18 protein-coding genes and 1 tRNA gene are annotated in these 20,788 nt (G+C 54.3%); 8 read left to right on the top strand and 11 right to left on the bottom strand.

Features of this window, described 5'->3' with window-relative positions; genetic code table 11:
• Positions 1-9: 9 nt before the first annotated feature.
• The 3 genes from DG357_RS23245 to DG357_RS04595 all read right to left on the bottom strand — a co-directional run bounded on the left by DG357_RS23245 (position 10) and on the right by DG357_RS04595 (position 2,949).
• Positions 10-1,551, bottom strand: coding sequence for a glycosyl hydrolase family 18 protein (locus tag DG357_RS23245; protein WP_063942888.1), 1,542 nt, complete (start codon positions 1,549-1,551; stop codon positions 10-12).
• A 208-nt stretch (positions 1,552-1,759) separates the two neighbouring features.
• Positions 1,760-2,239 carry a hypothetical protein gene (locus DG357_RS04600; protein WP_126296587.1) on the bottom strand — a complete coding sequence of 160 codons (480 nt, stop codon included), beginning with the start codon at positions 2,237-2,239 and terminating at the stop codon, positions 1,760-1,762.
• Positions 2,209-2,949 carry a winged helix-turn-helix domain-containing protein gene (locus tag DG357_RS04595; protein WP_159087774.1) on the bottom strand — a complete coding sequence of 247 codons (741 nt, stop codon included), beginning with the start codon at positions 2,947-2,949 and terminating at the stop codon, positions 2,209-2,211. The genes DG357_RS04600 and DG357_RS04595 overlap by 31 nt, the downstream gene beginning before the upstream one ends.
• Positions 2,950-3,485: 536 nt before the next feature.
• On the opposite strand from DG357_RS04595, the gene DG357_RS04590 reads away from it, so the two are divergent.
• The 3 genes from DG357_RS04590 (at position 3,486) to DG357_RS04580 (ending at position 8,188) form a co-directional block, all read left to right on the top strand.
• A complete protein-coding gene (locus tag DG357_RS04590) occupies positions 3,486-4,082 on the top strand; it encodes a response regulator transcription factor (protein WP_028015617.1) in 597 nt (198 codons plus the stop codon).
• Between the two features lie 2 nt (positions 4,083-4,084).
• Positions 4,085-7,417 (top strand): ATP-binding protein, encoded by a 3,333-nt coding sequence (locus tag DG357_RS04585; RefSeq protein WP_088205273.1) that lies wholly within the window; start codon positions 4,085-4,087, stop codon positions 7,415-7,417.
• An 84-nt stretch (positions 7,418-7,501) separates the two neighbouring features.
• Positions 7,502-8,188 (top strand): LuxR C-terminal-related transcriptional regulator, encoded by a 687-nt coding sequence (locus tag DG357_RS04580; protein ID WP_041911170.1) that lies wholly within the window; start codon positions 7,502-7,504, stop codon positions 8,186-8,188.
• Between the two features lie 78 nt (positions 8,189-8,266).
• Here the strand turns inward: DG357_RS04580 and DG357_RS04575 are convergent, their stop codons facing one another.
• Complete coding sequence (locus DG357_RS04575; protein ID WP_088205274.1) at positions 8,267-10,213, bottom strand: TonB-dependent copper receptor; 1,947 nt, start codon at positions 10,211-10,213, stop codon at positions 8,267-8,269.
• 144 nt (positions 10,214-10,357) lie between these two features.
• Entirely contained in the window at positions 10,358-11,272 is a 915-nt protein-coding gene (locus tag DG357_RS04570) for a LysR family transcriptional regulator (protein WP_041911171.1), read from the bottom strand.
• Positions 11,273-11,373: 101 nt separating this feature from the next.
• On the opposite strand from DG357_RS04570, the gene DG357_RS04565 reads away from it, so the two are divergent.
• Complete coding sequence (locus DG357_RS04565; protein WP_088205275.1) at positions 11,374-12,306, top strand: DMT family transporter; 933 nt, start codon at positions 11,374-11,376, stop codon at positions 12,304-12,306.
• 37 nt (positions 12,307-12,343) lie between these two features.
• On the opposite strand, the gene DG357_RS04560 is transcribed toward DG357_RS04565, so the two are convergent.
• Together DG357_RS04560 and dnaQ are read right to left on the bottom strand one after the other, a co-directional pair.
• A tRNA-Asp gene (locus tag DG357_RS04560) sits at positions 12,344-12,420 on the bottom strand.
• Positions 12,421-12,552: 132 nt separating this feature from the next.
• Positions 12,553-13,284, bottom strand: a complete 732-nt coding sequence (gene dnaQ, locus DG357_RS04555; RefSeq protein ID WP_088205276.1) for a DNA polymerase III subunit epsilon — start codon at positions 13,282-13,284, stop codon at positions 12,553-12,555.
• Between the two features lie 64 nt (positions 13,285-13,348).
• Between dnaQ and rnhA the strand changes: the two genes are divergently transcribed.
• Positions 13,349-13,816, top strand: coding sequence for a ribonuclease HI (gene rnhA / locus DG357_RS04550; protein ID WP_028015610.1), 468 nt, complete (start codon positions 13,349-13,351; stop codon positions 13,814-13,816).
• Here the strand turns inward: rnhA and DG357_RS04545 are convergent, their stop codons facing one another.
• The gene (locus tag DG357_RS04545; RefSeq protein ID WP_028015609.1) at positions 13,817-14,533 is read right to left on the bottom strand and encodes a class I SAM-dependent methyltransferase; all 717 of its coding nucleotides are present in this window, start codon (positions 14,531-14,533) and stop codon (positions 13,817-13,819) included.
• A gap of 32 nt (positions 14,534-14,565) precedes the next feature.
• Between DG357_RS04545 and gloB the strand changes: the two genes are divergently transcribed.
• Positions 14,566-15,324, top strand: coding sequence for a hydroxyacylglutathione hydrolase (gene gloB, locus DG357_RS04540; RefSeq protein ID WP_049137417.1), 759 nt, complete (start codon positions 14,566-14,568; stop codon positions 15,322-15,324).
• A gap of 68 nt (positions 15,325-15,392) precedes the next feature.
• Positions 15,393-16,757 (top strand): murein transglycosylase D, encoded by a 1,365-nt coding sequence (gene mltD, locus DG357_RS04535; RefSeq protein WP_028015607.1) that lies wholly within the window; start codon positions 15,393-15,395, stop codon positions 16,755-16,757.
• Between the two features lie 52 nt (positions 16,758-16,809).
• On the opposite strand, the gene DG357_RS04530 is transcribed toward mltD, so the two are convergent.
• The 3 genes from DG357_RS04530 to DG357_RS04520 all read right to left on the bottom strand — a co-directional run bounded on the left by DG357_RS04530 (position 16,810) and on the right by DG357_RS04520 (position 19,771).
• Complete coding sequence (locus DG357_RS04530) at positions 16,810-17,583, bottom strand: class I SAM-dependent methyltransferase (RefSeq protein WP_088205277.1); 774 nt, start codon at positions 17,581-17,583, stop codon at positions 16,810-16,812.
• Between the two features lie 75 nt (positions 17,584-17,658).
• A complete protein-coding gene (locus DG357_RS04525) occupies positions 17,659-18,459 on the bottom strand; it encodes an endonuclease/exonuclease/phosphatase family protein (protein ID WP_028015605.1) in 801 nt (266 codons plus the stop codon).
• 136 nt (positions 18,460-18,595) lie between these two features.
• The gene (locus tag DG357_RS04520; protein ID WP_028015604.1) at positions 18,596-19,771 is read right to left on the bottom strand and encodes an MFS transporter; all 1,176 of its coding nucleotides are present in this window, start codon (positions 19,769-19,771) and stop codon (positions 18,596-18,598) included.
• Positions 19,772-19,875: 104 nt separating this feature from the next.
• Between DG357_RS04520 and yafC the strand changes: the two genes are divergently transcribed.
• A complete protein-coding gene (yafC, locus tag DG357_RS04515) occupies positions 19,876-20,781 on the top strand; it encodes a DNA-binding transcriptional regulator YafC (protein ID WP_028015603.1) in 906 nt (301 codons plus the stop codon).
• The last annotated feature ends 7 nt before the right edge of the window (positions 20,782-20,788 follow it).

Here is a 20,788-nt window from a genome sequence, read left to right as displayed (position 1 = left end):
AAAAAGAGGTTATTCAGCTACCCACAAGTTGCGGGCCCGATCCGGCGACCAATGGCTGGCACCTGTATGGCCAATCTGACAGCGATAAACGTTGCCCTCATAGAGCACTTTATCCCCTACGGCATAGAGTTTGCCCGGCGTGAATGGGGTAACGTCGCCGCCCTGGCCGCCCTCTTCGCCTCCGCCATCGTCATTATCGGGCACGGTAACGTTGACCGGCTGGCTCGGCGTAGCGAAGTTGTTGGCTGCATCATAGGCGATGACCGTATAGCGATAGCTCATGCCAGGCTGGGTTTGGGTGTCGGTAAAGTTGAGTTCATGGGTATCACCGATCTTTTCCAGACCGCGCCAGATGGCATACCCCGCCACGCCCGTATTATCCTTAGCTGGCAGCCAGCTGAGCGAAACATCCTGCCCCTTCAGCGTGGCTTGCACGCCCTGCACCTGTGTTGGCGCCTGAGTATCCGTTTCGTCGCCCCCATCCGGCAGACTGCCGTCAAGGATGCTCTGGTAGCGGTTCAGAAATTCATAGCCGTAATGTTGACCATTTTTAGTGTTGCCATTGTCCCAGTTCACTGACCAGGTCATGAGCCCTTTTACCGCTTCATTTTTCGCTTCCAGTCGCGAAAGTGCGTTAAAGACACTCTGCGCGTCTCGCACATAGCCGGTTCCTGCCGCATCCGCATTGGCCGGGAGACCAATCACCAGCTTGTTCGCCGGGATCTTCACATAACCGCGCGTCCCGTTTGCCAGGCTGTCGGTGAGATAGTAAAGGAAAAGCTCTTTTTGACGGTCGCTATAGCCCTTCCCCCATTCCTGCGGCAGCCACCATTCACCGACTTCGTCCTTCTCCTCCTGCGTCATCATATTCACGCCGTCGCCCGCCTGGTTGTAATACTGTGGAGCGATAAAGTCATACACGCCCTCAAGATTTTGCAGGTAGGCTTTGTAGTTCACCCCGCGATCGGACTGAAGATAAGGGAACTCTGGCGCCATGCTAATGATGAAGTGTTTGCCCTGCTGCTGATAATGGTCGCGCACCATTTTCAGCGCCGCCGGGATCACCGTACTGTTGTCAGCCGCGGTAATGGCCGTCTGCTCCAGGTCGATATCAAGACCATCAAAACCATAGCGATCGGTCAGGCGAATAATCTCCGCTGCAAGCGCTTCAGTCTGGTCTTTGTTCAGTGCAATGTGCGCGTCAGCGCCGCCCAGTGAAATCAACACCGCGCGCCCCTGCTCGTTCAGCTCTGCAACCTGAGCGCGGAACTCCTCATCGCTCGCGTTGTAGGGTTTGAAGGTGGGGATATTCCCGCTCTGGCCATCCATAACTTTCATGAAGGAGACGTTGACGACGTTGTAGCCTCTCGGCACTTCACGCAGCGACATATCAGAAGGTAAGCCTCCCTGATAGCCGCGCGCTTTGTCTATCTCTTCCGGGTTAATTCCCCAGTTGTGCCAATAACCTACGAGAATTTTTTTCTGACTGATATCCGGCATCTGTGAGGCGGCGTCGGTTGCGGCCGCATGGCTAAACGTGCTGACCAGCATTCCGCTTAACGCCAGGCCTGCGGCGATAGCACTCAGAGATATTTTATTTTTCTTTAACATGGGAGATATCCTGCTCCAGGTTTAATAATGAAATCCTGTCCCGCAAGATAGGATATTCATCTCCCTGAAAACAGGAGAACAGCTCACTGCAGCAGCAGATTTAAAACTCGCCAGCCTGGATATGTCTTATAATAAAATTATCGTGAGATTATTTATACTCACACATTGCTACCCAGTTATCATTAATTTTCATCAGCCAGCTATCTTTATTAATCGGCTTGAATAACAGGTTAATATACTGACCATCTTCACTTATCAGAAAGGTCTTCTCCGGCAGCTGATCGCCAACGGCAATTTTTAATTCTGCCACCCGGCCATTAATGACGTTTCCCTTCTGTGTCACCGATTTTAACTGCAGGGTTCGGTTGAATACCCGGTTACCGGCCTCATCGGTTTTTACACCAAATAGCGTTAGCCTGTGGAGTTTAGGCCACCAGGTGATCACACCATTAAACTGGTAATGCTGCAGGCTTTCATCAATAAATTTGCCATTACGTATGACGCTGCTGCAGGGCTCGGCGGGCACTTTTCTGCTCTCCAGGTAGTTGCTGGTCAGGTAAGCCAGCGCGCCACCCAGCGAAACGCTGATGCAAACCATCAATATGACGAATAGTATTCGTAACCGCATTTTCCCTCCTGAGATAGTTCGCCTTCACATTGCGCAACGAACACTTTTGGACCGTTCGACGCGATGTACACGTTATTGATGCCCGCCGGCAGGGCATGCCGCTTTCTCGCCAGCGCCTGCCGATCGACACTGCGCAGCGAAGAGAGATGAAACATGACGCCATCTACGTAGAGATTTTCCTGAAACGCCTGCGGCGTGTCCGCCGTGCAAACCACCACCACCGTTGGAAGGATAATCAACAAGCTGCACAGCGCCGCCAGCAGAGTCCCGTATTGACGTGAGGGAGTTTTCATTGACTCCGCCGTGATAGCAGGCAACGACGGGCAATCGACGGGAGTGGGACAAGACGCGTTATCAGCCTCTTCTGGCGGCGGGCAAGCGACCTCACTGTCCTGCGTTTCGCAGGGTGCCAGTACTACACCATAACGGGGAATGGTTTTAATGATCGAGCCCGGCAGGCCGGCATTTTGCAGCTTGCGGCGGAGCATTTTTATAAGCTGGTGATAGCTGGATTCGCTAACAATCATGCCCTGGTTAAGCCAGATCTCTTCAAATATGGTCTCTTTTTTACATTTGCCGCTGAGGATCAACTCCAGCAAACGACGTTCGTTGGGCGTCAGATGTATATCACCATGATCCACGGTTGCCAGAGATGATTTTTCCGGTACGAACGTTACTGACGCTGAAAGAGAGATTTCTTCGTTATTCACGGGTAGGTCCTGGATAATAAAATTACAGCGTTTACATTGTTATGACGAAAAAGCGCAGGTATTAACAGTTACATGTCTGTTATCTAATTCAGGCACAAATTAACAACATATCCTTATAAATGATAGTACCTTCGCTCTTTGCGCTATTTCCCGTCCTGATTTTTCCACAACCAATTCATGATTTCAGAAAGTTTATTCTGAGTAACGTCTGAGTAATACCTGATACTCAACCTGAACAATAAGGAATTCCTTTCCGTACCTGAGAAATATCGCCCTCCATGCCGCTATTTCGCGATAAATAACAAACCATTCAGCTGCTCCGGAAAAAATCTCTATCATAGAATGTGAAAACGTCGTTACTTTACCTTTCGGTTTTCCATCAGGATCGGCTGATGCCCCCCAGCAACTATACAGCCCACCACTTTTTAGCTACTCTTTTTCACCTCACTCTGCTCTACACTGTAAGAGTGATGCTAAAGCGCCATTCGCTAAGATGTGCGGTGAACACCTGTCTTTTCCTTGCCGGATCGGATGTCATGCTAAAAACAGTTCTGATTGCCGACGACCACCCTGTCTATTTATTAGGCTTGCGCACATTGCTGCAGACGCGCCCGGACCTTTATCGGGTCGTTCACGAAGCGCTCAGTGCTGATGAACTCATGAATAAACTGGCGAGCGAGCCTGTCGATATCATCATCACCGACCTGAGTATGCCCGGCACGCGCAGCCCGGACGGATTAACCATGATCCGCTCGCTGATTCGCCATTATCCGCAGAGCATGATTGTGGTGGTCACCATGATCACCAATCCTGAGCTTCTGGACTCGCTGCGGCGCAGCGGGGTGCATGCCGTTCTCAACAAAGCCAGTTTGTCCAACAATCTGCTGCAGACGCTGCGCAGCACCCTGCGGGGGCAAATCGAACCGGTGAAGCCTCAGGCGCAGTTGACCGAACGGGAAACAGAAGTGCTGCGCCTGCTGGTGCGCGGTTTCACCGTGAACGAGATCAGCGCCCAGCTTAACCGGACGAAGCAGACCATCAGTACGCAAAAAAAGAGTGCCATGAGCAAACTCAACGCCAGGAATGATTTCGAGCTGCTCCAGTGCGCGCAAAGTCTGGGGCTGGTTAGCTGAGCATGCGCAGAGGCTGGCTGGCGACATTATTTATCCTCATGCTGATAAGCGGGCATGCGGCGGCTGGCACGCTGCGCGTGGGCCTGCTGAGCGCCGCGCCGCCTTTTCTCGTAATCGATCGGCCGCCGGGCATTCTGGATGATGAAATCAGCATATTGTTTAGCAATACGACGCTGCCGGACGTCCAGCGTTTTAGCGACCCGGCAACGGCGCTGGATGCGTTGAAGCGAAAGCACATCGATGTGTTAATCGCCGCCCGGCGTCCTGCAGCCGATCTGGTCGCCAGCGAGCCAATGTTCGCTTTCCCGCTGGCGTCCCTGAGCATAAAAGAGGGACGCGGCGTTACACTGTGCTTTCCGGAATTACCGTCAGAGGTCGCGACCCGCTGCTCTGCGACGGGTTCAGCCTCACCGGGAGAAAACGTCAGGCAGCTGGCAGCAGGGAAAGCGCGGGAATTCATCGCCCCGGAGTTTGTTTTACGTAACTGGCTGACCCACTCCCCCGCCACCACGCTGACCCTGACGCCGCTGGACGATACTCCCCCGCTACATTTTCGTGCCTGGGCTCTGCCTGAGCAGGCAAACACGCTGGAAATCTTCAACGAGCGTATTCACACCCTTAACCCGGAAGATGCTGAATGGCTGGAACAAAAGTGGCTTTTGCCGGACGGCAGCGTCTTTGACGCCCGCCATTCCCCCGTGAAGGAAAATGCGCCCAAAATCACGCTGCACGTTTTGCTTCCCGCTATTTCGCCGCCAATGGTCACGCTCACGCCTGACGGGCATATTCAGGGGGTATGGCGCGATTTGCTGCTCAATCTGTTTCCGTCCAACCTGTATAGCCTGACCTTCAACCTTGATGCGCCCCCGCTTCAGTATGCGGAGAACACGTTGCGCATAGTCGCCAGCGCGACGCCACCGTCAAAGAGTGCCATCACGTTTGACTCACTGAGCTGGGCCCTGCTCAGTGAGGACAGCAACCCGCTTTCCGGCTCCTTGTCCGCATTACAGCATAAGCGGATTGCCGTCATACGCATCTCTCCGCTCGTCACGTTACTGCGTCAGGCGTTACCTGCGGATAACCTGGTGCTGGTTAACTCGCTCGATCAGGGTTTTGAATTGCTCAAAGCCGGAGGCGCGGACGGGCTTGCGGGCGATGCGTTTATACTCCATCACCTGCTGCGCCAGCATAACGCCAGCAATCTGTCGCTGACGCCGCTGGCGCTGCCGGAAGTGCCGCTATGGTTTGTACCAAATATTTCTGACCCGGCGGATGCCAAAAGGGTGAATGCGGTCATAGCGTCCGTAACGCAGGCTGATATCTACGCGAGCCTTAACCTGTCGCAGGCCGTACAGACGACACCCACCGCCCCGGTGCAATCGCTATGGCTGGTCATGCTCGCCGTGGTGGCGATTTGCGCGGCATTCGTCGCCCTGCTGACCTTTAGCGCCGCGCAGAGCCAGCGACGCCAGCGCGAGCGGGACACGGCAGAGCTGCACAACGCGCTCTCACTCTGGCAAACTCTGATGAACAATGTCCCGGTGCCGCTGTTTGTCTGCGATCCGACCGGGCGGCTGACGCGCTATAACGACTCCTTTATTCACTCACCGTTACTCACGGCACTGCCCGAAGAGGGCGCCCCCTTTTTCAGCCTGCCTTTGGGCGAGCTTGCCCAACAGTTTACGTTGCCGCATCGCCTCTCGCTGCTCCATGCCGCGTCGCCGTTAACGGGTGAAACCACTCAGAACAATTCCACCCTTTACTGGTGGCTTTGCCGCTATACCGATACGCGGGGGCGGCCTCAGGGCGTGGTCGGAGGCTGGATCGATATCACTGAAAAAGCCGCGCTGACCGCTGCGCTCAATCAGGCGCTGGCGCAGGCGGAGCAGGCCAGCACTGAAAAATCGAACTTCCTCGCCCGCATGAGCCATGACATTCGTACCCCGCTCAACGCCATGCTGGGCCTGCTTGAGATGGAGCGCGACAAAAGCGAGTCCCTCAACATCGCCTGGCAGGCAGCCGGGTCATTGCGCGACGTGATTGGCGGCGTACTGGATTTGTCGCGCATTGAAGCAGGCGAGTTAAGGCTGGAGCCACAGGCCTGGCCCCTGTGGCAGACGCTTAACGCCAGCGCGGAGATTTTTGCCAGCAGCGCCAACGCTAAAGGTCTCCACTGGCGCAGCGAGTTGAACGTGCCGCACGACGGCTGGTTCCTGTTCGATAAAGCACGGCTGAATCAGGTCATCGCCAATCTGTTGGGCAACGCCATTAAATATACGCCGCAGGGAGAAATTGTTTTTCACGCCGAGCTCAACGGTGAACATTTGCAGCTGTTGATTCGCGACACTGGCATCGGTATCCCGGCCGATGCCCTTCCACACCTCGGCCAGCCGTGGTTTCAGACTGACAGCAGCACGCCGCAAAGCAGCGGGCTGGGGCTGGCGATCTGTTACCAGTTAGTCGAGCTGATGGGAGGCGTGCTGACGATAGCCAGCGAAGCGGGGAGCGGTACGCAGGTGACGGTGAGCATACCGCTTCATGTCGCCAGCCCGGCGGCAACGGCCTATGAGACACCTGTAATAACCCCGCTGCCACTGCATCGCATTATGATCGTTGACGATTTTCCGGCAAACCTGACGGTGTTAGCGCTCCAGCTGCAGGAGCTGGGTCAGGAGGTTATTCCTTGCGCCAGCGCTGGCGAAGCCCTTGCGCGCCTGGAAAACGAGCCGGTGGATATCCTGATAACCGACTGCCAGATGGCCCTCATGGACGGCTATCAACTTACATCGTTAATACTCCTGCGCGATATTGCCGGCAGCATCACCGCGCCGGCCGCGATTCTCGGTTACACCGCCAGCGCGCTGCAGAGTGAGGACGATCGGGCAAAACATGCCGGAATGGACGCGTTATTGCGAAAACCGCTCTCCCTCAATGCCCTGCATCAGGCGCTGGCGCAGCAATACAGCCTGCGCAATCAGGGGCCTGACCTCAGCGAACTCCGGCGTCTGGCCAACGGTCAACCGGAGATCATGACCCTGATGCGCCAGCAAATGCGCGAAGCCATTACCCTTGATACTCGACAGCTACGGGAAAACACCCCGTCACCGCAAACGCTAAGCCAGCTCGCGCATCGTCTGAAGGCCTCCTGGAGCCTTTTTGCCATGCGCAACGCCACCCGCACCTGTCAGGCAATTGAAGTGTTGCCGGAGATGCTGGCGGCAGGGGTCATAACGACTGAAGCCCTGCCTGCGCTGACATCGCGTTTCTGCGCGCGCATGGAAGCCAATCTGCAGCAACTTGATACCGCACTGAAGGAATTATCTGACAAGTACTAAAGAATGCTCTGCATAGGATCTGTATCTTTCTGGTCATCCGGCGGCGTTATCCCTACCGTCGCCCACATTTTCGAAGGAGAAACCATGAAAGTCCGTATCGCTATTGCCGATGAGCACACCATTATCCGTCGTGGCGTCTTATCCATGATCACTAATATGCCCTCTCTTTTCAGCGACGGCTCACCCCGCCCGGAGTTTTGCATTCAGGGCGATACCGCAACGCCATCTGAGCTGCTTTCACTGCTATCCCAACAGCCTGTCGACATTCTGTTCCTTGGCTTTTCTCTTGCCACCAGCCAAACCGTTAACCCGCTCAACGGAATGGACGGCGTATTGCTGATTAAATGGCTCAGCCGTAAATATCCGCAGCTTAAAATCATTGTGCTTTCGCCCTACAAAAACACGCAGCTTATCCGCATGTCGCTGGAGGCAGGCGCCAAAGCCTATATTAGTCGGGACACCTGTGAGAAAACCCTGAGCAGAACGCTGACGTCAGTGATCAATGGGGAAGTTTATATTGAGCGCGAGCTGATGCATTCCCTGTTCCAGACCGGCGCACAAACGGAGCAAGAGCTCTCGCCCCGTGAAATTGATGTGTTGCGTATGCTCTGCAAAGGGATGAGTCTGACAGAGATCGCCAGACAGCTGCATTTGAGTAATAAAACCGTCAGCGCCCATAAACTGCGCGCGATGGAAAAACTGGGGGTAAACAGCGACTGTCAGCTCTATTGCCTGCTGGCGAAAACGCAAATGTTCGATATTGCTATCTGAAATAAAAAAACCGCCTGTAAACAGGCGGTAGAGGCAAACGTACGCCTCAACGGTCGCTCTCAGCAATGACGCTCAGGATCAGAAATGGTATGTCATCGCCAGCCACCAGACGCGCCCCGGTTCAGGGATTTGCTGATTTGCGGCGTATCCGAACTGGCTGGCGCCCGCCAGGTTGAGGTGCTCGCTGTAGTATTTATTGAACAGATTCTCAATACCCACGCGGGACTCAAAATGGTCGTTAAATGTGTAGCCCGCGCTCCACGAAAGCACACCAAACCCCGCGCTCGGGCCGAGATCCTGGCCGGTGACGTTACCTTTGTTTTGCGCCACGCGATGCTGCGGCGCAACCACACGCCAGAGTAATCCGGTGCGCCACTGTTGCCCGGTATAGTCCAGCGCCAGCCGCCCTTCGAGCGGCGGCATCTGCGGCAGCGGCTGTTTATCACTACGATTCTCGCCCCAGGCGTAGCTCAGGCTTCCCGTCAGTGCCCAGTTGGGCGTCAGGCTCCAGCTTGCGCCCGTCTCCGCGCCCATTACGGCGGCATTGATGTTGCTGGCCTGCGACGGCGTGCGGCTATAATCAAACAAAATGTAATCGGTAGTTCGCCCGACATAGGCCGATGCCCAGGCGCTAACCTTGTCGCCGTGTAATTGCACGCCGCTATCCCATTGCAGGGTCTTTTCTGTTTTCAGCTGACGAAAGCTTTGTTCTCCAGCCTTGCCGGAAAATAGCTCCCAGTAATCAGGAAAACGTTCGGTATAACCGATGCCGCTATAAAGCATGACGGGTGCGTCAGGTACGCGATACTCATAGCGCGTGAATGCGCCGGGCAGGAGGTCGTGCCGGGAGCTATTTTGCGCGCTGCGCCGATCGTCCGCGCGAATGCTATCCAGTCTCGCACCCACGATAACCGTATCGTCCGCCGTGACGGACTGGCGCCATTCGCTAAACAGACCCGCCTGGGTAAAACGGGCATCGTCACGCCACGATCCCGCGCTTTTTTTACGGTGACTTTTACGCATTACGTCCGCGCCGGCGGTAAGCGTGGTGGTTTCATCTTCCCACACGCCGGCAAGTCTGCTGCCCATCACCACGCCGCCAACTTCAGACTTACGCTTCGGTCCAACGGGCTGACGCAGGCTGTAGTTATCCATGATGTGGTCAGTATCATTGGCATAGAGCTGCCAGCTAAGTTTGCTGACGTGCTCGCTCAGGTGGTATTTCTCCAGTTTTAGCGCCGCGCTTTTACGGGCAAAACGGCTACCATCCATCATCCGACCCGCATAGCGGGCTTTACCGTCGCTGGCTCCCACGCTTAGCTCCGCCAGCGAGTCCTCATCAGGCGTGAGCCCAACCGTGACGCCGCTGTTCCATCTGCGCCACAGGCCCGGCACGCGGTTGCCATGACCATCCCGGTAGTCATCCGCCTCCGAATGATTACCGTCCAGGCGGACGTAGCCGCGCGGGTCGCCAAACGCGAGATTAAGGTTTTGATCCGCGCGTCCGTTAGCGCCCCGCAGCAGCTCAGCGCTGCCTTTTAGCTCAGGTACGCTGAAATAGTCCGGCTGGCGTTCAAAAAGCAATGTTCCGGCGGACCCCATTGGCCCCCAGAGCACGCTTTGTGGGCCTTTGATGACGGTTATCGTGTCGTAACTTTGCGGAGTGATATAGGCCGTTGGGGTATCCATGCGCGAGCCGCAGCCCCCCTGAGTGCTGACGCCGTCTGCAAGCAACGTCAGCCGGGAACCGAACATCCCGCGCAACACCGGATCGCCGTTACTCCCGCCGCTGCGCAGTACGGAAAAACCCGGGATGTTTTTTAGCGCGCCCGCACCGTCGCTGGCAGGCAATTGTTGTGCTGGAGTATGAGCCGGAGCGATAAATGACGCGGGATCGCGATAATACCCCTCAACGGTCATCGACTCTTCAGCGTATGCCGGCAAAGCGGTGGCACAGCAGAGAACCAACAAGAGTGGACGGGAGGCGAGCAGGGAACGAATACCGCTCGCGGTGATACCAGACATAGCACAATTCCGTTTCGGTAAAGAAAATAAGCAAGGCGCTTATTGTCTTCATCCCCAGCAGCGGAATACACGACCTGCGGGCAAGAAGGCCCTCAGGGAAATCAGGAAATATCTGGCGGATAACGGAAATCTCAGGGACGCAGTTCAGCGCGCTTCGCCCAGGCGTGCCGTTTGCTGTCGTAAAAAATCCATCAACCGCAAACAGGCCGGCGAAAGCGGCTGCCCGACGTTTTTGACGATGCCCACATCCATATAGGTAATGCAGTCGTCAATGGTGCGCCGGATCACGCGCTGACCGCCGAGCGCCCACGGGCGATAGACCAGATCGGATAAAATCGTCACCCCCTTTCCCTGCGCGACCAGACTTCGAATCGCCTCAAAGGAGTTGGTGCGAAAATGAATGTCAGGATGGCAGCCCCTGCTTTGCCAGTAGTCGGATATCACATCGGGATAGTCGTCCGTCACCAGCAAGAGAAATGGCGCCTTTTCCACATCCTTTAACCGTAGCTCCGGCACGCTGAGAAGAGGATGGCCGATGGCGGTCCATAACCGGCGCGGCGAACGGATCCACGTTTCGACCTCAAGCGTACTATCGTGGCTGATATTGGAGGTTAGCAAAAGACAAAAATCGAGATCTCCCTGACGCAAGGCCTGAAGCAGCTGCGATGCGGGCGCCTCATGAAATGCCGTCTCCAGCAGCGGAAAACGCTGCGCGATATCGCCCCAGAGATTGGGCAGCAGATAAGCGGAAAGGGTTTCGGCAATGCCGATGCGCACGACGCCGTTAATCGCCTCAGGCTGCTGATGGAGATCCTCCACCGCCGCGCGGCTATCGTGGAGGATCTTGCGGGCATGATTGAGAAATCGCTCGCCGACGGGAGTTAACTGGATCCCTTTTGCATGACGGATAAAGAGAGGGGCATTCACCGCCTCCTCCAGGTTGCGCATAGAGACCGTCATGGAAGATTGCGATATATGACAACGGCTGGCCGCTTTGGAAATTTGTAATGTTTCCGCTAACGCAATGTAGAACTCAAGTTGCCTGAGAGTAAACTTCATAGTTTCAGCCAATACCGTGAGATGAAAATATTATATTAGCATTTAATTCTGCACCGGCAGTACTCTAAAGGCAGACAAAATGTTTATTATCAGGAGCCTTTATGCCCTATTTTTTACTCAGTCTCGCGGCCTGTTTTTGGGGGGGTAATTATGTCGTCGGTCATTTACTGGTGGCGCATGCAGACCCGATTATATTATCCGCCGCACGCTGGATAATTACGGCTCTTCTTTTATCGATGCTTTATATCAGACAGATTCGCGCCCAGTGGCCGATGATGAAAAAGGCGAAAGGTACGATCATATTTCTTGCGCTGTGCGGACAGGTTATGTTCCCACTCACGCTGTATATCGGTCTGCAATATACTTCATCTCTTAATGCAGCTATTTATTTATCTACAACGCCTGCCCTGGTTTTATTGATAAATAAGCTGGTCTTTAAAGAGAAAATATCAGTACAGAATATTGCTGGCGTTGTTCTCAGTTCATTGGGCGTCGTCTGGCTGGTCATGCAGGGCGATCTGCTGCATCTGGATACGCTTAAAAATCTGAATCGCGGCGATATCTGGACCGTGGGCTCTGCCGCCAGCTGGGCCGTTTATTGTGCTTTCTTGCGGATGAAGCCGAAAAGCGTCGGTGGGAATGCCTTTGTGGCCGTGAGCGCGGTCCTCGGTGCCCTGGTGTTGTTACCGGTACTGGCGATATCGTTGATAAAGACCGGCTTACCTGAGTGGACGGCCTATACCGCACCGGGCTTTTTAAGCGGGCTGATGTACCTGGTGGTCTTTCCTTCCTGGCTCTCTTACCTGCTGTGGAATAAAGGCATTGCGGCTATCGGTGCAACCCGCGGGGAGATTTATTCCCACCTTATTCCGCTGAGCGGCGGTCTGTTCAGCGTGATGTTCCTGCACGTTACGTTGCATTCGTATCATCTGGTCAGCACGGTACTGATTCTGTTTGGCATTGCCCTCTGCTCTCGCGCCTCGCAAAGGAAAGTCGCGAAGATCGAACGCGCAGACGAAAAAGTACAGATATGAAAAAGGCCCACGTTATAAATAACGTGGGCCTGAATAGTGGCGGAACGGACGGGACTCGAACCCGCGACCCCCTGCGTGACAGGCAGGTATTCTAACCGACTGAACTACCGCTCCACTGTTCCCGCTTGGGGAACGAGGCGCATATTACGGTGTGCCTCCGATCTCGTCAACGCTTTTTCTCACGTTTTGAATCGTTTGCTGCAAAATTCACCCAACCGATGATTTTACAGGCATTGTGGCGTTTTTTCAGGCGCGCCACATACAGCTTCCGCCCTTCTTCTGCACCAGGTCGAGACGGGATTCATGGTTAAGTAGCTCTTCATCACTGGCTAAAACAACCCGCAAGCGGCTTGCCTGACGGACAACGCGCTGAATGCCCGCTTCGCCATGCGTCTGCTGTGACTCATTTTCCATGCTGAACTTCATCGACGTCTGTCCGCCGGTCATTGCCAGATAGACGTCGGCCAGGATCTGGGCATCGAGCAATGCCCCGTGCAGCGTTCGCTTGGTGTTGTCTATTTCGTAACGTGAACAGAGCGCATCGAGGCTGTTACGCTTGCCGGGAAACATCTTCCTCGCCAGCGCCAGGCTATCGGTCACTTTGCAAAAGGTGTTTGTTTTCGGAATATCGCGATGGAGCTTACTAAACTCATAGTCCATAAAGCCGATATCGAACGAGGCGTTATGGATGATGAGTTCGGCGCCTTTGATGTACTCCAGAAACTCGTCTGCCACCTCTCCAAAGGTCGGTTTATCCAGCAAGAACTCATCGGCAATACCGTGAACGCCGAACGCCTCTGGATCCACCAGCCGATCGGGTTTGAGATACACGTGGAAGTTGTTCCCCGTGAGACGACGGTTCACCACTTCAACGGCACCGATCTCAATGATCTTATGCCCTTCGTAGTGCGCGCCGATCTGGTTCATACCGGTGGTTTCGGTATCGAGGACAATCTGGCGAGTAATTGCAGTGCTCATAGCGGTCATTTATGTCAGACTTATCGTTTAACTGAACGTTTCAAATACAGGAAGTCTACCAGAGATGCGTAAACAGGTAGAAATTTTCACCGATGGATCTTGTCTCGGCAACCCAGGGCCCGGCGGCTACGGCGCGATTATGCGCTATCGCCAGCATGAAAAAACTTTTAGCGAAGGCTATTTCCTGACCACCAACAACCGTATGGAGTTGATGGCGGCCATTGTGGCGCTGGAAGCCTTAAAAGAACACTGCGACGTGGTGCTCAGTACCGATAGCCAGTACGTGCGCCAGGGTATCACCCAGTGGATCCACAACTGGAAAAAACGCGGCTGGAAAACTGCGGATAAAAAGCCGGTTAAAAATGTCGATCTCTGGAAGCGGCTGGATGCGGCATTAGGTCAGCACCAAATAAAATGGGAATGGGTAAAAGGGCATGCTGGTCACCCTGAGAACGAACGCTGCGACGAACTGGCGCGCGCGGCGGCTTTAAACCCGGCCCATGAAGATGCAGGCTACCAGCCTGAATCCTGATCAGGGCTTTCTGTACTGCCGCGTTGCGCCAACGGTCTGCCGGATAGGCGTTTTCGATTTGCTCTGCTTCATCGGGTTAAGCGTAAGGGGGATGGTTCGCTTACGCGCGACGATAAACTGCATGCAGCCTAAGGCGGGCAAATGCGTGCTTAACAACACTCCCCCCTTCCGCGCCCACGGCAGTACCTGAAAACCGCCGTAGCAGAGCACTTCAAAGTTCAGCAGTGAAAGCCAGTCGAGCTGGCGCATCATGGTGAACATTCGGCTGTTATAGGGTGGCGTTCGGCGCAGCACGGGTACCAGCTTGCGCAGCCCCATCAGGCTCAGCGGATTGAATCCGCTGAGGATCAGCCAGCCGTCATCAATCAGAACGCGATCGGCTTCACGCAGCATACGGTGAGGATCGCTGCACCAGGGCAACGCGTGTGCAAGAAGGCATGCATCAACGGATTTCTCTGCAAATGGCAGATGCAACGGGTCTGCCTTCACCTGAACCGGCGATCCGCCGAGAGAGACGTTAACCTGATGTGAGATAGCGCAGCTTTCGGTATTGATTTCCGCGCTGAGATTGCCAATCTTAAGCAGGTGAAAGCCATACATTTTCGCGAGCCAGGGCTTCAGCTGCTGCTCCAGTGCCTCGCGATAGTATTCACCCCATGGCAATTCCGCCCAACGTTCCGGTGCTGCGACAGTCTGAGGTATCCTTGCCGGTTTCATCAAAACACCCGCCACGCTATAAGAGGTAATGTATGAATCTTATCAGTATTCCCGCTTTTGAGGACAATTACATCTGGGTTTTGGTCGATGACGATCGTCGATGCGTCATTGTCGATCCCGGCGAATCCGCCCCTGTACTGCGCGCCATAAATGATAACGGCTGGCAGCCTGACGCCATTCTGTTGACGCATCATCATAACGATCATACTGGCGGCGTGCAGGAACTGCGCGCCCAATTTCCGCATCTTGTGGTGTACGGACCGGCTGAGGCACAAAATAAGGGAACGACGCAAGTAGTCGAAGAAGGCGAAAATATCCTCATCCACGAGTGGGAGTTTTCCGTATTTGCTACACCGGGTCACACTTTGGGACATCTGTGTTTCTACAGCAAACCTTATCTTTTTTGTGGCGACACCTTGTTCTCTGGCGGCTGCGGAAGACTGTTTGAAGGCACGCCGGAACAGATGTATCAGTCTTTACAAAAGATTAGTGCGTTACCGGATGACACCCTTATTTGTTGCGCCCATGAGTATACATTAGGAAATATGAAGTTTGCTGCAAGCCTCTTACCTGAGGATCGGGCGATTCAGGATTATTATCACAAAGTGAAGGAGTTACGTGCAAAAAACCAAAATACACTGCCCGTAATTCTGAAAAATGAGCGCCAGATTAATTTATTTTTACGAACAGATGATATTGATTTAATTAATAAAATTAACCAAGAAACAAATTTGCAACAACCTGAACAGCGATTTGCATGGTTAAGGTCAAAGAAAGATAACTTCAGATAAATGCGGGTTGCCTTTTCAAAATTTCGCCGTTATCATCGCTCGTCTTTTAAGCAACTATTGACACACACATGAAGGCAAAAGCGATATTACTCGCCTCTGTCCTGCTTGTAGGTTGCCAGTCGCAGAACGGCAGCAACGTACAACAGCACGCACAGAGCCTTTCTGCAGCTGGTCAAGGGGAAGCAGGGAAGTTTACAAGTTCGGCGCGCTGGATGGACGATGGGACATCTTTCGCGCAGGAGCAAGACTTGTGGACCTCTATTGGCGACGAGCTAAAGATGGGAATTCCGGAAAACAGCCGGATTCGCGAACAGAAACAGAAGTATTTAAGAAATAAGAGCTATCTCCACGATGTAACGTTACGGGCAGAGCCGTATATGTACTGGATAGCCGGGCAAGTTAAAAAACGTAACATGCCTATGGAGCTGGTACTCCTACCCATAGTGGAGAGCGCTTTTGACCCACACGCGACGTCTGGCGCCAATGCCGCAGGCATTTGGCAGATCATTCCGAGCACCGGGCGAAACTATGGTCTGAAACAGACCCGCAACTATGATGCGCGTCGCGATGTTGTCGCTTCAACGACAGCCGCTCTCGACATGATGCAACGTCTGAACAAGATGTTTGACGGCGACTGGCTGTTAACGGTCGCAGCGTATAACAGTGGCGAAGGTCGTGTACTGAAGGCAATGAAAGCGAATAAAGCACGGGGTAAATCCACCGATTTTTGGTCGCTCTCACTGCCACAGGAAACGAAGATTTACGTACCGAAGATGCTGGCCTTGAGCGATATTCTCAAGAACAGCAAGCGTTACGGTGTACAACTGCCAACACCAGACGAAAGTCGTGCACTGGCGCGCGTGCGCCTCAGCAATCCGGTTGATATTCAACAAGTTGCTGATATGACGGGTATGTCGGTAAGTAAATTGAAAACCTTTAATGCAGGCGTCAAAGGCTCGACGCTGGGGGCAAGCGGCCCGCAGTATGTGATGGTTCCGCAGAAACATGCGGCGCAGTTACGTGAGTCTTTAGCATCGGGTGAAATTGCCGCCGTTCAGTCAACGCTGATCGCCGATGCTTCATCCGTTAGCAGCCGCAGCTATAAGGTGCGTTCAGGGGATACCCTTTCAGGCATTGCCTCACGTCTTGGCGTGACGGCGAAAGATCTGCAGCAGTGGAATAATCTGCGCAGCTCTGGGCTGAAGGTGGGTCAGACACTGACCGTGGGTGCAGGTAGCAGCGCACAGCGTCTCGCCAGCAACAGCGATAGCATCACCTATCGCGTGCGCAAAGGCGATTCACTGTCCAGTATCGCAAAACGACACGGCGTGAACATCAAAGATGTGATGCGCTGGAATAATGATACTGACAATCTGAAACCGGGCGACCAGCTGACGCTGTTTGTGAAGAACAGCGCCACGCCAGACTCCTGATAACACGATCGAAAGATAAAAAGGCACCGATTCCCCTCGGTGCCTTTTTTGTTTATCCCGCTTTTTGCGCTTCAGCCATGATGGTATCGCTCGTAAATGAGCCATCCGCCTGCAGTTCAAAGTACGCCTTCACCTCTGCGGACGCACTCTCCTGGTAAAGCCTAATCGCCTGGCTTAACGCCTCCGGGGTACGCATACGGGCTATCCAGGAGCTGAACTCCAGCGGTAAACGGTCTGTTATTAACGAGCGCGCAATCAGCCCGGCTTCAGTGATAAACGATAACCACTCCCCGCTGGCGTAGTTTTGCACGTGCGAGGTGTCGCGCAGCGCTTCGACCGTCTGCAGCCAGATATTACGCACCGGATGTCCGGGAGACATCACGTCCATAATGATGAAGGAGCCCCCCGGCTTCAGAACACGTCTGACTTCCCGCAATGCCTGGCCGACGTCATGCCAGTGGTGTGCGGAATACCGGCTGATCGCGACATCAAACGACGCGTCATCAAACGGTAAAGACTCCGCATAGCCCTGCCGCGTATCTATATTTTTCAGCCCTTTCGCTTTCGCCGCCTCAGCAACGACGTCCAGCATCTGGCTCGATAAATCATATGCGGTAACGTGGGCTACCTGCTGCGCAGCCGTAAAGCTGGCGTGCCCTGCCCCACATCCCAGGTCCAGCACGTGCGCCTGCGGGAATGCCGCCAGACGTTCACCGAGACGCACCAGATCGCGACCTGAAGCATGCACGGCGCTGCTCAGATAAGCACTTGCCTGAGAACCAAACTGTTTTTCTACGTTGTCATGATGGGAGTGTGTTGTTGTCATCGTACTGTCCTTTGTTGGTTAAAAATAAAAGGGCAGCACCCGCGCGGCCTGCCCCACGGCAGACCTGACACACCATTATTTATCAGGTTTGCCGGGACTGAATTCAACGAGTAGAGGGTTGTGATCCGAAGCGCGCGTCACCAGAACGGAGGCGTCGTGCACGCTCAAACCGCGATAGAAGACAAAGTCGAGAGGACGACCAAAAGCTTTTTTACGCTGATCATCACTGAAGCGAACTTCACGCAGCGACATTTCGCGCGCAAAGCGATACAGCGCATTCATGCGCGGACGGCTCCAGGCATTAAAATCGCCGGCCATGATGATGGGCCCGCTGTGATGCGCAATCTGATCGCCAATAGGAAGTAACTGCTTACTATACACATCCACGCCGAGGCTAAAGTTTACCGCGTGGATATTGACGACCATCAGCATACGGGTATCCGGCAGCGGATAGACCGTCACCAGCGCTGATTTCGCCAGACGCAGGATAGGTTCGCGCTCGCGGAGCGGGCAACAGTAGACCGGATGGGCAGCAGAAAGCGTCATTACGCCAGAGGGATGCTGCGGCAGAACAAATGCCGGCACCTGGTCGGCGGCAAGGTAATTCGTGGTGGCAAACCGTACCAGTTCAGGGGTAGTTTGCGCCTCCTGGAGCAGAACCAGGTGGGCATCTTTTCCAAAATTTTTGAGTACCGATAACCACTCCGCGCGCTGCTGCTTGAAGATGTTCCAGACCAGAACCCGGATTTTATCATCGCTGCTTAACGGTGTGCCGGCGGGTAATGCCTGGCTTATGCTCGCAAACGACCCCGGAGGTAAGATCCTCTCCGCGGGCATTCCGGCAACATAACGCATGGCATAGGTATTTTTTCGCACTTTTGGAAACAGCCCCTGTAACATGAACCAGCCCTGAAAACGGACTGGTTCTAATGTTATAGGGACTTTAGGTCACACTTTCAACGCAATTTCTGAGAAACCGCTTTCCAGTTTTGTAAGCAAGCACTTACTGATGTTATCCCAGCGCTACGCGGGCTGGCTTATCGAGGCGTCCACTCAGGCCAATCAGCAGGAAGGCGACCAGGACAATCACCGCGCCAATCCATGGGGTCTGGGTTAATCCGAAGTGTTCGACGGTTTGTCCGCCAATAATGGAGCCCAGCGCGATACCAATATTAAAAGCGGCAATATTCAGACCGGATGCCACATCCACCGCATTCGGCGTATAGAGCTCGGCTTTCTGGACAACGTAAACCTGAAGCCCTGGCACATTACCGAAGGCGAAGATCCCCATCACCAGTACCGTGACCAGCGCGGCGTATTGCATTGAAGCCGTGAACTGGAAAATCATCAGCAGAACCACCAGGGCGGCGAAGATAAATTTCAGCGCCGGTACCGCACCATGCTTATCCGCAAGCTTACCGCCCCAGATATTGCCAATGGCCACAGAAATACCGTATCCCAGCAAAATCCAGCTCACGGCATTCGGGGAGAAGCCCGCCAGGTCCTGCATCATCGGTGCCAGGAAGGTGAAGGCAGTGAATACGCCGCCATAGCCCAGAGCCGTAACCGCATAGATGATAAGCAAACGCGGATGGGTAAGCACTTTCAGCTGATCGCGCAGGCTGGCGCTCGCCCGGCCTGGAATATTCGATGGTACCAGCAGCAGGCTAGTCACCAGAGCGATAACGCCCAGTAAGGAGACGGCCAGAAACGTTTCACGCCAGCCGAAATGCTGTCCGATAAACGTTCCCAACGGTACGCCTGTGACCAGTGCGACGGTCAACCCACCGAACATGATCGCGATCGCTGAAGCCGCTTTCTCTTTGGGGACCAGGCTGGTTGCAATGGTGGAACCAATCGAGAAGAACACGCCGTGTGCCAGACCGGTCAGCAGGCGGGCAATCACCAGCGTGGTGTAGTCCGGTGCCTGCCAGGCCAGAACGTTCCCGGCGGTAAACAGCACCATCAGCGCGACTAACAGCTGCTTACGCGGAAAACGTCCGGTCAGGGCCGTCAGCACCGGCGCGCCGACGGCAACGCCCAGGGCGTAGATGGACACCAGTAACCCGGCTGAGGGCAGCGAGATGGCAAGCTGGTTAGCGATGGTGGGAACCAGTCCCACGATAACAAATTCGGTCGTGCCAATTGCAAAGGCACTGATCGTCAGGGCAAGTAGCGCCAGTGGCATAAAATACTCCGTATCATCAGGATTAAGATGACAGGCAGTATGCGCCAGTGCTTAAATAACAAAAATGGTCAAAATATCAATAGAATTTTGCAGGTGGTGCAACAATGAAAGCTACGTCTGAAGAGCTGACAATCTTTGTCGCCGTCGTCGAAAGCGGCAGCTTTAGCCGCGCAGCCGAGCAGCTGGGACAGGCTAACTCGGCCATTAGCCGTTCGGTGAAAAAGCTGGAGATGAAGCTCGGGGTGAGTCTGCTCAACCGAACGACGCGGCAGCTCAGTCTGACGGAAGAAGGGGAACGTTATTTCCGCCGCGTGCAGTCGGTGCTGCAGGAGATGGCCGCAGCGGAGACGGAGATTATGGAAACCCGCAGCACGCCGCGCGGGTTGCTGCGCATTGATGCTGCCACGCCGGTTGTGCTTCATTTTCTGATGCCGTTAATCAAACCTTTCCGTGAACGCTATCCGGAGATGACGCTCTCTCTGGTCTCGTCCGAGACGTTTATTAACCTTATCGAGCGGAAAGTGGATGTGGCTATTCGGGCGGGAACCCTGACGGATTCCAGCCTGCGGGCCCGCCCGCTGTTTGCCAGCTACCGTAAAATTATCGCGTCGCCACAGTATATTGCTGAACATGGTAAACCGGAGACGGTTGAAGAACTGAAGCAGCATCTGTGCCTGGGCTTTACGGAGCCGGTGTCGCTGAACACCTGGCCTGTTGCCTGTCATGATGGCCAGCTTCATGAAATTACCTGCGGGTTATCGTCTAACAGCGGAGAAACGCTGAAGCAGCTTTGCCTGGAAGGGAATGGGATCGCCTGCTTGTCAGACTATATGATTGATAAAGAGATAGCGCGGGGTGAACTGGTAGAGCTAATGGCCGATAAACGTTTGCCGGTAGAGATGCCTTTCAGCGCGGTGTATTACAGCGACAGAGCGGTAAGCACGCGCATACGCGCCTTTATCGACTTCCTGAGCGAGCATATAAAAACAGCTCCCGGAGGAGCTGTGTGAGGGTTCG

The sequence above is a fragment of the Enterobacter bugandensis genome, from assembly GCF_900324475.1.
In the GTDB taxonomy this organism is placed as follows: Bacteria; Pseudomonadota; Gammaproteobacteria; order Enterobacterales; family Enterobacteriaceae; genus Enterobacter; species Enterobacter bugandensis.
The sequence above is the reverse complement of the archived record's forward strand: the minus strand, read 5'-3'. Positions and strand labels throughout refer to the sequence as shown.